Annotated in this window: 13 protein-coding genes; 5 read left to right on the plus strand and 8 right to left on the minus strand. The window is 46.3% G+C overall.

Features of this window, described 5'->3' with window-relative positions; genetic code table 11:
• Positions 1-760: 760 nt before the first annotated feature.
• From GX419_09945 to GX419_09955, 3 genes are read left to right on the plus strand one after another with little or no spacing between them, the layout of a single operon-like run.
• Positions 761-1,072, plus strand: a complete 312-nt coding sequence (locus GX419_09945; GenBank protein ID NLI25013.1) for a helix-turn-helix transcriptional regulator — start codon at positions 761-763, stop codon at positions 1,070-1,072.
• A complete protein-coding gene (locus tag GX419_09950; GenBank protein ID NLI25014.1) occupies positions 1,069-1,551 on the plus strand; it encodes a hypothetical protein in 483 nt (160 codons plus the stop codon). The genes GX419_09945 and GX419_09950 overlap by 4 nt, the downstream gene beginning before the upstream one ends.
• Before the next feature lie 54 nt (positions 1,552-1,605).
• Complete coding sequence (locus GX419_09955; GenBank protein NLI25015.1) at positions 1,606-1,917, plus strand: hypothetical protein; 312 nt, start codon at positions 1,606-1,608, stop codon at positions 1,915-1,917.
• Between the two features lie 72 nt (positions 1,918-1,989).
• Here the strand turns inward: GX419_09955 and GX419_09960 are convergent, their stop codons facing one another.
• The 6 genes from GX419_09960 to GX419_09985 form a co-directional block, all read right to left on the minus strand.
• On the minus strand, positions 1,990-2,463 hold the full coding sequence (locus GX419_09960; protein NLI25016.1) for a hypothetical protein: 474 nt from the start codon (positions 2,461-2,463) through the stop codon (positions 1,990-1,992).
• Between the two features lie 88 nt (positions 2,464-2,551).
• Positions 2,552-4,006: a decarboxylating NADP(+)-dependent phosphogluconate dehydrogenase gene (gene gnd, locus GX419_09965; GenBank protein ID NLI25017.1), complete on the minus strand. Its 1,455-nt coding sequence runs from the start codon at positions 4,004-4,006 to the stop codon at positions 2,552-2,554.
• 21 nt (positions 4,007-4,027) lie between these two features.
• A complete protein-coding gene (pdxB, locus tag GX419_09970) occupies positions 4,028-5,164 on the minus strand; it encodes a 4-phosphoerythronate dehydrogenase PdxB (GenBank protein ID NLI25018.1) in 1,137 nt (378 codons plus the stop codon).
• A 4-nt stretch (positions 5,165-5,168) separates the two neighbouring features.
• Complete coding sequence (locus GX419_09975; GenBank protein ID NLI25019.1) at positions 5,169-6,452, minus strand: DUF2088 domain-containing protein; 1,284 nt, start codon at positions 6,450-6,452, stop codon at positions 5,169-5,171.
• A gap of 37 nt (positions 6,453-6,489) precedes the next feature.
• Positions 6,490-7,335: an SDR family oxidoreductase gene (locus GX419_09980; protein ID NLI25020.1), complete on the minus strand. Its 846-nt coding sequence runs from the start codon at positions 7,333-7,335 to the stop codon at positions 6,490-6,492.
• Positions 7,328-8,389: a substrate-binding domain-containing protein gene (locus GX419_09985; protein ID NLI25021.1), complete on the minus strand. Its 1,062-nt coding sequence runs from the start codon at positions 8,387-8,389 to the stop codon at positions 7,328-7,330. The genes GX419_09980 and GX419_09985 overlap by 8 nt, the downstream gene beginning before the upstream one ends.
• Before the next feature lie 195 nt (positions 8,390-8,584).
• Here GX419_09985 and GX419_09990 point away from each other — a divergent pair, with 195 nt between their 5' ends.
• Positions 8,585-9,826, plus strand: a complete 1,242-nt coding sequence (locus tag GX419_09990) for a hypothetical protein (protein ID NLI25022.1) — start codon at positions 8,585-8,587, stop codon at positions 9,824-9,826.
• Positions 9,827-9,834: 8 nt separating this feature from the next.
• Positions 9,835-11,238, plus strand: coding sequence for a glucuronate isomerase (gene uxaC, locus GX419_09995; GenBank protein NLI25023.1), 1,404 nt, complete (start codon positions 9,835-9,837; stop codon positions 11,236-11,238).
• A 356-nt stretch (positions 11,239-11,594) separates the two neighbouring features.
• On the opposite strand, the gene GX419_10000 is transcribed toward uxaC, so the two are convergent.
• Both GX419_10000 and GX419_10005 read right to left on the minus strand, forming a co-directional pair.
• Entirely contained in the window at positions 11,595-13,478 is a 1,884-nt protein-coding gene (locus tag GX419_10000; protein NLI25024.1) for a family 20 glycosylhydrolase, read from the minus strand.
• Positions 13,479-13,643: 165 nt separating this feature from the next.
• On the minus strand, positions 13,644-14,363 hold the full coding sequence (locus tag GX419_10005; protein ID NLI25025.1) for a CDP-alcohol phosphatidyltransferase family protein: 720 nt from the start codon (positions 14,361-14,363) through the stop codon (positions 13,644-13,646).
• Positions 14,364-14,570: the final 207 nt, after the last annotated feature.

Below are 14,570 nucleotides of genomic sequence, written 5' to 3' on the forward strand. Positions count from 1 at the left end.
ATAGTGCCAATAACGGGGAGATTGTTTTCCGCTCTCTGGTTTCTTTTACTGACTATTTTTGAGGAAGAAGCGAAATAGATTTCCGATTTCCCATTAATGAATTTCCGATTTCCGATTTCCCATTTCCCATTGATGAATTTCCGATTTCCTATTTCCTATTTCCCATTGATGTGTTCAGGTTTTCATAGCGTGATCTCATACAGGAAATTGGAAATTAGAAATTTTCGGTGAGTTGTGATTTCTGATTTGCGATTCAATCGGTTTGCGTTCCGAGTCAAAGAAATCTCAAATCACAAATCAAATAACAATTCACAACTCACAAATCACAAATTGAACTTAAACACCCGAAACACTGGAATAATGGAACGTTGAAACTTTGGAACTCTGGAACATTGGAACCCTGGAACTCTGGAACCCCACCTCCATTGTCCTTAATCCCCTAACGGGGAAAAGATTGGGTTTGGATCGTCAAATCTATTGTCCTTCATCCCCTGCGGGGAATGAGCGTAAAGCATAGAGCGTAAAGAAATACCGTTCATGACTTCCCTCTCCGCCCTGCACTCTAAGCTCAGCTCTTTACGCTATACGCTCTACGCTCTACGCTGGAACTTTGGAACTCTGGAACTCTGAAACTTTCTTTTCCCTGAGTAAGGGTTTTAACAAATCAATGTTAATAAAAAACTTGCACGGAATTATTTTTATGCATATATTTGGACATTATTTGTCCGGTTATATATTTTCCGGTCAAAATATGTCCAATTTGAATACAACATCATCCTTTGGTGCGCTGATCAGGGAACTCAGGAAAAAGCAGATGCTTCCCCTGCGGAAAGTTGCTGCCCGGCTGGATATTGACCCTTCCACTCTGGGGAAGATGGAAAAGAATACACGCAGGCCCACCCTGGAGCAGGTCACCCAGCTGGCGTCCATTTTTGATTATCCGGCCGAGGAACTGATGATTCACTACTTCAGCGACCTTATCGTTTCCCGTATTGAAAATCTGCCTATAGCTGAACAGATACTTAAAGCAAGCGAGAATAAAATCAAACAACGAAAAAACAATACATTATGAAGACAAAAATTTTTTTCATCTTCATGGGTATTCTGATGTTTCCGGTCATTCGGGAAACGCAAGCCCAGAGGCCTGAAGAAGCCATTCAGAAGTTTCTGAAAGAAGCACCGCAGGTCAGCATTTTTACCCATACCACTGATCCGCAGGGCAATATTTACATCGCCGGCGTATTTGCTGACAGCATACTGATTTCGAACCATGTATACCGTTCGAGGGGTATGCTTGATATATTCATCGCCAGGCTGAACCCGGGAGGGGAGGTTATGTGGTTCAAGCATGCCGGCGGCTCTAACCTGGATTATTTTAAATACATCGAAACCGACAAAGAAGCCAATGTATATGTGAGTGCACTGTTTCGGGGAAGGCTGGTTTTCGAAGATACGGCCATTTTCAGTGACGGAATCTCCCGGCATTTTACCATAAAGTACACCCCTGACGGGGAAATGCTGTGGATAAGAAAAAATGCAATTTATCGATGAATTTGCAACCGGATAAAAATTTTATTAATTTAGACGCACTAAAGATTTTTGGTTATGCATCCGAAAAAACCGCATAAGTATCCTGTTCTGAATGAAAAAGTCATTCAGAAACGAAGCCAGAAGAAATACCATCTTCCTGTTATCGGTCATTTTGCCGACCGCAGTGTTTTGTTCAACAGTATTCTTGAAGCAGAAGCCGCCACAGGCATTCATTACACACTGATTTTTGAGGCCTGCATTGGTAAAATTTTCAAGGCAAAAAATGTGATCTGGGAATACGCTAAAGGCAATCACTACATCAAATACAAGGCCTATTACATTAATGCACAGGAATCCTATACGCGGAAAAGCGGTTTTAACGGATAATATCTTTTCTCATCAATAAAAAAGAGGAATGCGAGGGATAAGCATTCCTCTTTTCTTTTTTAAAATGAGCAGTTATTCAAGAATGACAGCCTTAAAGGCTTCTTCAATCTGCTCAGGCTTTTTTGCATTTTTCAGATATTGTTCAAAGCTGTCGGAATTACCATAGAAAGCTGAATAGGCTTTGTCCAGCACCATAATGGCATTGGCGGTTGCCTGTTCAACCGGCATCAGGCCTTTTTTGGCCATTTTCTCATAATAGCTGACCTGTTTTTTAACAGCATTGTAAATACGGGGCTTTCGGATAATGGTTTTGGGAGTTGGTGATGTTGGGGTTGGTTCTTCCACATACGTAAATGTATTACGTACGATATACATTTTTCTTGCCACTTCTGTTCCCAGAAAACTTGACCCCATGGATTGATCATACGGCTTTTTGTAGTCCTCGTCGTTCAGGTGGCTGCGGAAAGTGAACTGCGCTTTTTCCTGTGCCGGAAGAAAAGTACAGAAAAGCCATGATACAACAGAGAGAATGATGATTCTTTTCATTCAGCAAAGAGGATTAAATGATTTAATTAATTAATAACCAGTTACCGACGCAAAGATAAATCCAAAATCGGAACTGCAAAAAAATTTTTTAAACCGTATAGGCCGAGGAAGCGGTTTCTCCTCCCTGGCCTGTCCAGTTGGTATGGAAAAACTCCCCGCGCGGTTTATCAATCCGTTCGTACATATGGGCTCCGAAGTAATCGCGCTGGGCCTGAAGCAGGTTGGCCGGAAGTTTTTCGGAACGAAAAGCATCGAAATAACTGAGGGCACTGCTGAAGGCCGGAACGGGGATTCCGTTTTTAACAGCTTCAGAAACGACAACCCTCCATCCTTCCTGGGCTTTTTCGAGCTTTGTTCTGAAGAACGGATCCAGAAGAAGATTCTGAAGGTCAGGATTGGTATCGAATGCCTCTTTTATTTTTCCGAGGAATGCGGAACGGATAATGCAACCGCCGCGCCACATTAAAGCGATTCCTCCGTAATTCAGATTCCAGCCAAATTCGCGGGCAGCTTCCCTCATCAGAAGATATCCCTGGGCATAAGAAACAATTTTGGAAGCGAACAAAGCTTTTTCGAGCATATCAATAAAGGCTTCCCTGGAACCTGAAAAATGCGGAACAGGGCCTTTAATCAGGCGGGATGCTTCCATGCGTTCTTCCTTGCGGGAGGAAATGATGCGGGCGAAAACCGACTCAGCAATCAGGGTAAGGGGTACCCCCAGATCCAGAGCGGTAATTCCTGTCCACTTGCCCGTACCTTTCTGGCCGGCTGCATCAAGAATTTTCTCAACTATTGGCTGGCCATCCTCATCCCGGAAAGCAAGAATGTCACGGGTAATTTCTATAAGATAACTTTCCAGTTCTCCCGTATTCCATTTTTTGAACACTTCGTGCATTTCGTCGTACGTCATGCCAAGCAAATCGCGCATCAGATGGTAAGCCTCGCAGATCAGCTGCATGTCACCATACTCAATTCCGTTATGTACCATTTTTACGAAATGGCCGGCTCCGTTTTCTCCAACCCAGTCACAGCAGGGGGTACCATCATCCACTTTGGCGGCTATTGCCTGAAAAACAGGTTTCACATGAGGCCATGCAGCAGGAGATCCTCCGGGCATGATGCTCGGGCCCTTCAATGCACCTTCTTCTCCACCCGAAACTCCCGTTCCGATGTAGAGTAGTCCTTTATTTTCCACATAGCGTGTACGCCGGTTTGTGTCGGCATAGTGCGAATTCCCGCCATCAATAATAATGTCTCCTGGTTCAAGCAGGAGGATCAGTTTTTCGATAAATTCATCCACAGGATTTCCTGCTTTGACCATAAGCATTACTTTGCGCGGTTTGGCAAGGGAGGCAACGAGTTCTTCCAGGCTGTGCGTGCCGATGATCTTTTTGCCTCTGGCCCTGCCGGCCAGAAAATGATCCACACGCTCAACCGTACGGTTAAAGACGGCCACGGTAAAACCTTTGCTTTCCATATTCAGCACAAGGTTTTCGCCCATAACGGCCAGTCCGATAAGTCCGATGTCAGCTTTCTGATTCATATACCATGTATTTTGAGGTTATTACTTTTTCTGTATAATTGAAAAACCAAGATTGCGGAATTTATCTTCGAATTCCCTGCCGGGAGCATAATTTTTAACTGTGTAGGCCGGGAATTCCCTGCGTACCGGATAATTTTCCCGCTGGGCTTCAAATGTTTCAGGTGATAACCGGAGACGGTTATCGTCTTCGAGCACGGAATAAGTATGCAGAACAGCATTTGCGAGCTGTTCTTTCGCAGGCACTCCGGCAAGGTCGATCACAGGATGCTTCGGCGGGGGTACTTCCGAAGGAAACCATGATGCAAGCGGCAGGCCGAAAAAACGGGCCAGTGAGCGCACCGCCATGGCTGTTCCCGCAGCTTTTCCATCGGCTGAATAACCTGCTATATGCGGCGTAGCAATTGTAACCCTGCTCAGCAGTTCGCGGTCGATATCCGGTTCACCTTCCCACACATCCAGAACGACTGCCCCTGGTTTATTATCTTTTATTGCGCTGAGAAGCGCCTTATTGTCGGCAACACTTCCGCGCGAGGAATTTATAAACCAGGCACCCTTTTTCATTTTATCAAAAAAAGCAGAACCGGCCATATGCCATGTTGCGTCCGGGCCTTGCTTTTCAAGAGGAACATGGAGTGTGACTACATCAGACTTCTTCAGCAGGTCGTCAAGGTCGGTAAAGCCATCCGCCCCTTCCTTTCGTGCCCTTGGGGGGTCATTCAGAAGCACCTGCATTCCCATCAACCTTCCCAGCGCAGCCACTTTGGAACCAACATGCCCCACACCGATTACACCCATTGTTTTCCCGTCAGGATCCTCCTTCTTTAAACGGCTCAGAGTAATCAGTACTGAAGCAATATACTGCATCACCGAAGAGGAGTTGCATCCCGGGGCATTGGCCCACTGAATACCATGTGCTTCGCACCATGCTGTATCAATATGGTCGTACCCGATGGTGGCCGTGGCAATAAACTTCACTCCTGTATCCTTTAACAGCGTTTCATTGCAAATGGTACGGGTACGGATTATAAGAGCATCTGCATCGCGTATCAGTTCATTTGTAATGCTTCTGCCCGGCAAATAAATTACCTCAGCATATGGTTCCAGTACGCCACTGAGGAAGGGTATTTTATGATCGGCTATGATCTTAAGTTTTGCCATGCTTTTATTCCTCCTTTTTTTCGAATCGGTCCCTTACCGACCAGAGGCCAAGTCCCGGATTGGAAATATAGTAAAATCTTTCGCCATCCGGAAGCACATTCCATCCGTCGTTACATGATTCAGGCCTGTAAAGGCCGGAGGCATCTTTCAGCGACATATACTCATATCCAACGCCTGTGATTTCCTTTTCGCCAAGATGTTCCGTACAATAAACAATACGGAACCGGTTTTCAGAACTGCCGTGGATAAGGTGTGCCGCCACACCCAGATTATCCTGAAGATCCTTTTCGCTGAAGGCCAGAGGAAGAATCTCTGCCGAAGGCCGATAACCGTATTTTCTTATCAGTGCATCCATTCCCAGATCTTCTCCAAAACGTGCCACTCCAGGGGCAATCACAATCAGTTTACCTCCATCGGCCAGCGCCATGCGGGTGCGGTATATGCTCTTATTTCCCAGCCAGGTGGTCCGGTATTCATCGGGCCTTAAATAAACAACCACATGAGAAAGCGGTTCATTGAGCATGGTAAAATTTACCCGGAGGGCCAATTCGGAAGCCTCCAGGAAACATTCCTGGTCATCGCCAACAAAAAGGCCTTTCAGGGGATATGGATCGTTTGGTTTGCCGCCTACCACCGTCTGGATATAAATTACCGGCAGATGGCCGGCATATTTTATCCCGGCTTGCCGGAACAATTCCCTGACCGGATTGGAGGCTCTCCCCATGATGCGTTCCATTCCATAGGCAGCCCCCAGAAAATGACTTTTATGAATGGCCTCAGCCCCACCCGTTCCAACAAACAGGTTTTTATTATATCCGGCCATTCCCGCCACTTCATGCGGCACCACCTGACCAACGGAAAAAATGGCATCAAAATTTCCTTCCACCAGCAGTTTGTTCACCTGCACCGGCCAGGAATAATGCACAGCACCGTGCGAAATCTCTTCCACCTGCGATTCCGGAATTCTGCCCAGAGTAACAGTGTCTGTTCTCCAGTTATGCACATGAAAAAGAGATGGAGGCACCTTGCCGAACATCTTCCGGATTTCTTCCGGTTTCATTGGCTCATGGGTTCCGAGGGCCGGAAGGATTGCACCGGTTTTACTGCCATAAAATTCCCAGAGCATCTCGGTAATATGTCCCGCCCGGGAATGCACACGGGTATAATCAGGAGGAATAATCAATACCCTTTTGAAAGCTCCCAGCTGTGGAAGTACAGAAAACAGCTTTTCCCTGATTTCGTGAGGAGGTATTCCGTTGTCAGGGTCCGATGCATTTAGCCAGATCATTTGATGTTCCTTTTATGGTTTGGGAGAAAGCCATTGATCATACGCCGCTGTATGCATTGAATCCGCCGTCAACCGGTATAATGGCGCCGGTGACGAAGGCCGACATATCCGAAAGAAGATAAAGCACTGTACCCACAAGGTCTTCCGGCTTCCCAAAGCGGTTCATCGGAGTATGGCCGAGAATTTTGTCACCCCGTTCGGTCAGGGTTCCGTCATCTTTGAGCAGGAGGGAGCGGTTCTGGTGTGTAAGAAAGAAACCGGGCGCTATAGCATTGACGCGGATATTCGAAGGGGCCAGGTGGACAGCCAGCCACTGGGTGAAGTTCACCACAGCAGCTTTCCCTGCCGAGTATGCCGGAATGCGGGTAAGAGGCCGGTAGGCGTTCATAGAAGCAATATTGAGGATGACTCCCTGCCTTCTGGTCAGCATTTCCCGCGAAAAAACATGCGTCGGGAGAACAGTTCCAAGGAAGTTCAGATCAAGCGCGCTCCGGAAAGCATTGACATCCAATCCGAAAAATGTTTCTTCCGGAGAGAATTCCGGTTCGGCCTTCTCTCTGGCTGTGGTAGCCCCGGCAACATTTCCCCCGGCTCCGTTGATAAGAAAATCGATGGAGGGGAAATGCCTCAATACAATTTCATAGGCTTTTTCGAGCGTGGTGCGGTCGCACACATCCGCACACACGCTGAGCGAAGCGGTGCCAAATTCCCTGCGGATTTCTTCCGATAAAGTATCGGCCACGCAGGAGTTACGGTCCAGAATTATCGTATTGATTCCCGCCATGGCACAACCTTTCGCAATGGCCGTACCCAAAACACCTCCCCCGCCGGTAATCAGACAGGTTTTCCCTTTCAGGTCCTGAAAAAACGGATTTTCATTCATAATACATTAAATTTTCGCGGGTAATAATATCAATTGGCATGTAACTGATGCGTTCCACAGGTTTCTGCATGACAAGGGCGTTGTAGAGGTCCATTAATCCCCTGTACCCCTGCAGGTCAGGCTTCTGGCCTATCAGAAAGGTAATATTCCCCTTTTCAAGATGAAGCCGGTTTTCCGGGGTGAGGTCGTAGCCTGCCAGCAGGGAAACGGGAAGGTTAAGAATCTGCAAGGCCTCTGCCACCTTTCCGGCATTTGAATTCACAACAAAGATTCCCGAAACCGAAAGACTTTCGTCAAGATACTCACGCAAAGCCTGCTGTATTGCCCTTGTTTCATTGCTTCTGACATGAATTGTTATTACGGTTTTTCCTGCAGCAAGAGGGCTACGCGAAAAGTATTCCCTGAAACCCTTTTCCCTTTCACTGATATGCAGTTGTTCCTCAATAGGGCCGGCAATGCTGACAACAGCTATCAGCGCATCCGGCGGCAGCATTCGGTCGAACAAATGAGCTGCCACACGTCCGCTCTGCCGCGAATTCTGGCCAATGAAAGCCAGCGGGTAACGGAGCGGCACAAAGGCATTGATCAGCACCACAGGAATGGATAGATCGCGGCATTTCCGCAAAAAGCTGATGGCATGCCGGGCATACAAAGGCGCGAAGACCACTCCGTCCGGTTTGTTTTTCAACAGTTCAGCCGATTTTTGTTCGAACGTAGCCAGATCGAACACGCTGAACAGATATTCCTCAAGGGTAACCCCAAAATGGGATATTTCCGACAAGGCCCGGTGCATCCCTTTCAGCGGATCATCCCAGAAAGGCACCTGGTTGTAAGAACCGGGTATGAGAGCGGCGAACCGCCATTTCTTTTTCATTACCAGAGTACGGGCAAGGATATCGGGCTTGTAATTCAACTCCTCAATAACCTTTCGCACCTTTTCCCGGGTTTCTTCGGCCACTTCTCCCCTGTTATGAATGACCCGGTCGACCGTGCCTATAGAAACACCGGCGTATTTTGCTATATCCACTATCCGTACTTTTTTTACCGGGCTCACAGAAAAGAATTTTTTTTGCAAAATAAATCATAATTTTACATTTCCGTGTACGTACACGGAAATTTTTTATTTTAGCTGAAAATCATTTTTTCAGGCACTTATAAACAATTCTCTTTTCTGCACAGAAAACAGATAAAACAGGTTATGCTTTTTATTAATTTGCCATCGGAAAAGGACATTAAAATTTAACACACCATGCAACTCGGGACATACAGTATGGGTATAGGCGACCGGTTTGGTCTTCAGGGGAAGGCCCAGCTCAGGGCATTACAGATGGCCGCCCGGGAAGGAATTATGATCACACCTGTATGGAACAAATCGAACCGGGAACATGAACTGGTGCACAGTGAACCCGTTGATACACGGCTTTCCGCAGAAGAAGCGGTGCAGGAAGCCGGGTGGGACAAACCCTGGTTTGTTGATGCGGATCACATAAGCCGTGTCAATGTTGACCGGTTTCTGGATCATTGCAATTATTTTACTCTGGACGTATCCGATTTCATCGGGAAGCAAGCTCCCGGGGAAGCCGCCGGACGGTTTTATCGCACCAATGTTTCGCTGACCGAAGACAAGAGCATACCTTTTCTTCGCGAACTCACTTCTGAACTTTTGCAGACAGTGGCTGAAAAGTATCTTTATGCCGTAATGGAGGCAGCCGAACTGTACCATCATATTCACGCCCATAAAAAAGATTTTATCTGCGAAGTGTCGATGGATGAAACCGATACACCTCAGACCCCCGGAGAACTGTTTTTCATCCTTAAGGCCCTTGCCGATTATAAGGTTCCGGTGAACACAATAGCCCCGAAATTTTCGGGCCGGTTCAACAAAGGAGTGGACTATGCCGGCGATCCGGAATTTTTTGCCCGCGAATTTGAGCAGGACCTTCTGGTTATCCGCGAAGCAAGAAAACGCTTTCCCCTTCCTCCCGACCTGAAAATCAGCATCCACTCGGGCAGTGATAAATTCAGTCTGTACCCTGTTATCGGCCGGCTGATACGGAAATACCAGGAAGGGATTCACCTGAAAACAGCCGGAACCACATGGCTGGAAGAGTTGGCCGGTCTGGCACTGGGAGATGAAGACGGCCTGGAACTCGCCAAAAGGATTTACATAAAAGCACTTGACCGGATTGATGAACTCACCCAGCCATACAGAACCGTAATTGATATTAAGAAGGAAAATCTTCCGCCTGCGGAAAAAGTTTACCAATGGAGCGGAAACGAATTTGCCGCCGCTTTGCGCCACGACCCGCAAAATCCGTCTTTCAATCCCGACTTCCGCCAGCTTCTTCACGTGGCGTATAAGATTGCTGCTGAATATTCCAACATTTATACCCAGAACGTAAGGGTCAACGAAAGAATCATTGGAGAACTGGTAACTGACAATCTGTACAATAAACACATCAGAAAACTGTTTCTAATACATAAAATGTAATTGAATCCATGAAAAATTTCCTTGACAAAAATTTTCTTCTTCAGAACAAAACAGCCGAAGAACTTTATCACGGATATGCCGAAAATCTTCCGATCATTGATTACCATTGTCATTTGCCGGCCGACGAAATTGCCTCTGACCGTCAGTTTGAGAACCTGACGAAAATTTGGCTGGACGGAGATCATTATAAATGGCGGGCTATGCGTGCGGCAGGAGTCGATGAGAAATACTGCACGGGCAATGCTCCTGACAGGGAAAAATTTCGTCAGTGGGCATGGACGGTACCCCAGACTCTGAGGAATCCTTTGTATCATTGGACCCATCTTGAGTTGCGCCGTTATTTCGGGTTGACTGACCTGTTAAGTCCTGAAACTGCTGATCACGTTTACAATTATGCATCCTCCCTTCTGCGGGAGCCGAGCTACAGCGTAAAGAATCTTCTGCGCAAAATGAAGGTTGAAGTGATCTGTACCACCGATGATCCGGCTGATACACTGGAACATCATCAGATTCTTGCAAAGAGCAATTTTGAAATCAAAATCTTTCCGGCTTTTCGTCCCGATAAAGCCATGGCAGTGGAAAATCCGGATAGTTACAATGCTTACCTGGCCCGGCTGGAAGCAGCAGCCAACAGGCCGATTACCCGTTTCCACGATTTGCTGGAAGCGCTGAAAGAAAGGCACCTGTTTTTCCATAAAATGGGTTGCCGTATTTCTGACCATGGTCTGGAAACCATGTACAGTGAACCCTATACTGAGCATGAAATAGAAAACATTTTCAATAAAATCCGGAGCGGAAATGCCCTGCAGGAGGAAGAAATTCTCAAATTCCGCTCCTGCATGCTGTATGAAATGGCAGTAATGGACCATGCCGCCGGATGGGTTCAGCAATATCACCTGGGAGCTTTGCGCAATAATTCAACCCGCATGTTTATGAAAGTCGGCCCGGATAAGGGATTTGATTCCATCGGCGACTTTGAAATGGCCCGTCCCCTGTCACGGTTCCTTGACCGCCTTGACCGGGAAGGAAAATTGACAAAGACCATCCTTTACAATCTGAATCCGGCCGATAACGAACTGATAGCCACCATGGCAGGGAATTTCAACGACGGTTCGGTTCCGGGTAAAATGCAGTTTGGCAGTGGGTGGTGGTTCCTGGACCAGAAAGATGGTATTGAGAAACAGCTTAACACCCTTTCAGCTATGGGGCTTCTGAGCCGGTTTGTCGGCATGCTCACTGATTCCCGCAGTTTCCTCTCCTATCCCCGTCATGAATACTTCCGCAGGGTTCTTTGCAATCTGATAGGAACAGATGTGGAACAGGGCCTTCTTCCGAACGATATGAACCTTTTGGGAAAAATGGTGCAGGACATTTGCTATTACAATGCAAAGAAGTATTTCGGCTGGGAATAATCCACACGAGACCGAATGCTTTATAAGATAGTCTGTCGGTTTCTCCTGCATTCATGCACTTTGTATTCCACCTTCTGAAAAAAGTACCCAAAGACTGCCTTATTTCGTTTCATCATAATAAAATTAATTTTCAATGGTATGATGGAACCCACATGTTCGGCATTTTATTACCGCTGTGTTTGTGTTTGTAAAACATGTGGGTTTCATAAGGATTTACCTGAATAACGTCAGCTACAGGCTACCCTATTGTGCAATCTTTTGTTCATTCTTTTCCCAATACATCATCAGGGTTTAACAAAACAGCCTGCCGGTACACAATTCCAGCAGGCTGCCATGGAATGGATTAATTTTCGGAATTAGTTACCCCGTATTCTTTCTTCAAGTTGTTCTTTCGAAATACGGATCATACGCCCTATTGGTTTACCGTTCCTGTAGGTAATCACATTCAGGTGGTCTGCTCCCATAGGGAAGGACAGTTCCTTTCCGTCGTACTTGAGCGAATGCTGGTCGGGATAGGTATCATCAAACGTATAATAGATATCGAGTCCCGGAACTTCGGTTGAAAGGGTTACAACAAAATGTCCCCATGTTTTCCAGCGTACAGAAATAACGGGGTCATAGGCACTGCGTGAATAGTTGATTCCTGCCGCATCCAGCCTGCTGAAATGGGATTCCATTTTACTCACAAAAACGTCCCAGTTTCTCCTGGATTTAGGGCTCCAGTATACTTCCGAAAGAGCCATAGCACGGGGCCACACCATATATTCGGCATGGCGCAGGGTAGGAACCGACTCGGTCCACAGATTCCCCTGGCCGCCCAGTATATATTTGGGATCAATGCTGTCGGGAACAGGTTCAAACGAATAGGCAACGCTCAGGCGGGAGCTTCCGTATGTCGGGGGTTCAATAAGAGGATCACCCTGATATAGGTCAAGATAACAATAAGCCCAGGGGGTCATTACCACATGGTGGTTCATTCTGGCTGCTTCGATGCCACCCTGCATTCCTCTCCAGCTCATTACGGTGGCTTCCGGAGCAAGTCCTCCTTCGAGAATTTCATCCCATCCGATCAGTTTTTTCCCCTTTGCCTTCAGCATTTTTTCCATACGTTTTACAAAGTAGCTTTGCAGTTCTTCCACATTTTTCAGATGTTCTTCATCCATTCTCTTGCGGCACAGAGGGCAGGTTTCCCAGAAGCCCTTGTAGGCTTCATCTCCGCCTATGTGAATGTATTCAAAGGGAAACAATTCAGCAACTTCGGTGAAGATTTTATCGAGAACCATAAATACAGAATCATTGCCCACACAAAGCACATTATCCTGAATTTCTTCAGTACGTGCACCGGGACTGACGGGATATTGCTTTTTTGTACAGGAGAGATTCGGGTATGAAGCAATCAGGGCAAGGCTGTGGGCAGGGACATCAATTTCGGGCAGAATATTGACAAACCGTGCTGAAGCATAGGCGATAATTTCCTTCATATCATCCTGCGTATAGAAGCCGCCATAGGTAGTTGGTTCATAGACCAGAGGAGGAGTGAATGTGCCCCACCGGCCGGTACGTTCCACACGCCAGGCGCCAAATTGTGTGAGCCCTGGAAGGCTCTTTATTTCAATGCGCCATCCGTTATCATCGGTCAGGTGCAGATGAAGCAAATTGTACTTATACTGGGCGATTTCGTCAATAAAATGCAGTACATCCTCCTTGCTGAAGAAATGGCGACTTACATCAAGAAGAATGCCTCTCCAGCCGAAGCGCGGATAGTCGGTAATCTGCACGGCAGGAACTGTCCATATTACTCCGCTGACAGGAGTCTGCGAATAAACCTCAGGAGGCAAAAGCTGTAAAAGCGTCTGCAGGCCGTAAAAAATTCCGGCTGGCTTGTTTGCTTTTATTTTAACCAGAGAGGGAGACACTTCCAGGTAGTACCCTTCTTCTCCGAGGGTTTTATCGGCCTGCTGAAGAAGCGAAAAAACTACCGCATTTTTTTCTGCTTTCCCGGATGATTTCAATTTCAGTCCGGTAGATACTGACAAACGCTGTACGAACCACTGGCGGATGTCGGCAAGCCGGGTATCTTTTCCTTCGGTAACGACAACCGTACCGGAATTCAAAGTAAATAAGCCTTTCCCGGGTTTTACATCAACCGGTTCGGGGATAATTTTTATTTCCCGGTTTTGTGAAATCGCATAAGAGGCTGATAATAAAACAATCAGCAAGGTCAAAAAAATTTTTTTCATAGCAGTTAGATTTGTTAAAGCGGGGATAAAGATAAAAGTTCTCTTCAGAACTCGGACATGACAAGTTTTTTTATCTCACCGGATCACAAGGTATCCAATGCCGGCTTACCAATGCGTGAGGCGAGGGTTAACTTTTTCCTGCGCGAATTCCAGAAAAAACCGGGTTCAGTTGGCCGGTTGTTGTGACTTTTTCCGCGCCGGTGGGTCTATCCGGTCGTACTCTCTCTTGGCCACGGCAAAGAAATAAATGTACAGTGCAAACATTATTACCGTGATAATCAATGTAAAGAAGTCAGTAAGCATTACGCTGTATCCGAATATATTGAGAACCGGAATGTGATCGGTATAAAAGAACAGGATGGTATTAATAACGATAACCACAATCCTCAGTTCAGTGGGGCCAAAAATGCCGTATGAGATCTTGAAATACCCAAGAAGAATGCTGTTGATATACGTAAAGATACTGAGGAGATAATATCCAATGATCAGAATAAGAATCAGATGCAGGGAGAAGTACGGTGACAATCCTGCGCATACAGCGATGATCATTTGGGTGAGAGCATCGGTATTATGATCGATGAAGAAACCGAAGAGGTGGCGTTGTATGTTTCTGACGCGGGCCACTGTGCCGTCGAGGCTGTCGCCGAACCAGTTGACAAGGAGGCCAAATGAAGCAAGCCAGAGAAAAGCAGGATGGTAGTTGGTGAGAAAGTAGCCTAACCCGGAAATAACAGCACCTAATACGCCAATGAATGTTAAATGGTTGGGGGTTATGCTTTCAGGCAATGATTTTGCTATGCGAACCAATAATTTCTTTTCAGCTTTGCTGAGAAGGGAATTCTGAATACGTGGCAGCGATTTGAATTCAAATTTTGGCTCATCCATAATTCACATTTTTACCATTAGCTTAAGATATCATCAAGTAATTCCTAAGATGAGGCAAAAGTACAATAAATAGTTAACCGATATCATGACAACAAAAACAAGTTTTCATAGTGCACACGCCATATTTTGGCACAGGCCATGCACAGATTGGTTTAAGTAAATGTTAAATTTCTCTATCCGTTGTGGACAAAAGGTGATCTTAATTAC

This window comes from Bacteroidales bacterium (assembly GCA_012517825.1).
Lineage (GTDB): Bacteria > Bacteroidota > Bacteroidia > Bacteroidales > JAAYUG01 > JAAYUG01.

Excerpts from the sequence above, each read along its gene's own strand:
- uxaC (NLI25023.1), top strand. The coding sequence starts at position 9,835 with ATGAAAAATTTCCTTGACAAAAATTTTCTTCTTCAGAACAAAACAGCC.
- gnd (NLI25017.1), bottom strand. The coding sequence starts at position 4,006 with ATGAATCAGAAAGCTGACATCGGACTTATCGGACTGGCCGTTATGGGC.
- GX419_09950 (NLI25014.1), top strand. The coding sequence starts at position 1,069 with ATGAAGACAAAAATTTTTTTCATCTTCATGGGTATTCTGATGTTTCCG.
- GX419_09990 (NLI25022.1), top strand. The coding sequence starts at position 8,585 with ATGCAACTCGGGACATACAGTATGGGTATAGGCGACCGGTTTGGTCTT.
- GX419_10005 (NLI25025.1), bottom strand. The coding sequence starts at position 14,363 with ATGGATGAGCCAAAATTTGAATTCAAATCGCTGCCACGTATTCAGAAT.
- GX419_09960 (NLI25016.1), bottom strand. The coding sequence starts at position 2,463 with ATGAAAAGAATCATCATTCTCTCTGTTGTATCATGGCTTTTCTGTACT.
- GX419_09975 (NLI25019.1), bottom strand. The coding sequence starts at position 6,452 with ATGATCTGGCTAAATGCATCGGACCCTGACAACGGAATACCTCCTCAC.
- pdxB (NLI25018.1), bottom strand. The coding sequence starts at position 5,164 with ATGGCAAAACTTAAGATCATAGCCGATCATAAAATACCCTTCCTCAGT.
- GX419_10000 (NLI25024.1), bottom strand. The coding sequence starts at position 13,478 with ATGAAAAAAATTTTTTTGACCTTGCTGATTGTTTTATTATCAGCCTCT.
- GX419_09980 (NLI25020.1), bottom strand. The coding sequence starts at position 7,335 with ATGAATGAAAATCCGTTTTTTCAGGACCTGAAAGGGAAAACCTGTCTG.
- GX419_09955 (NLI25015.1), top strand. The coding sequence starts at position 1,606 with ATGCATCCGAAAAAACCGCATAAGTATCCTGTTCTGAATGAAAAAGTC.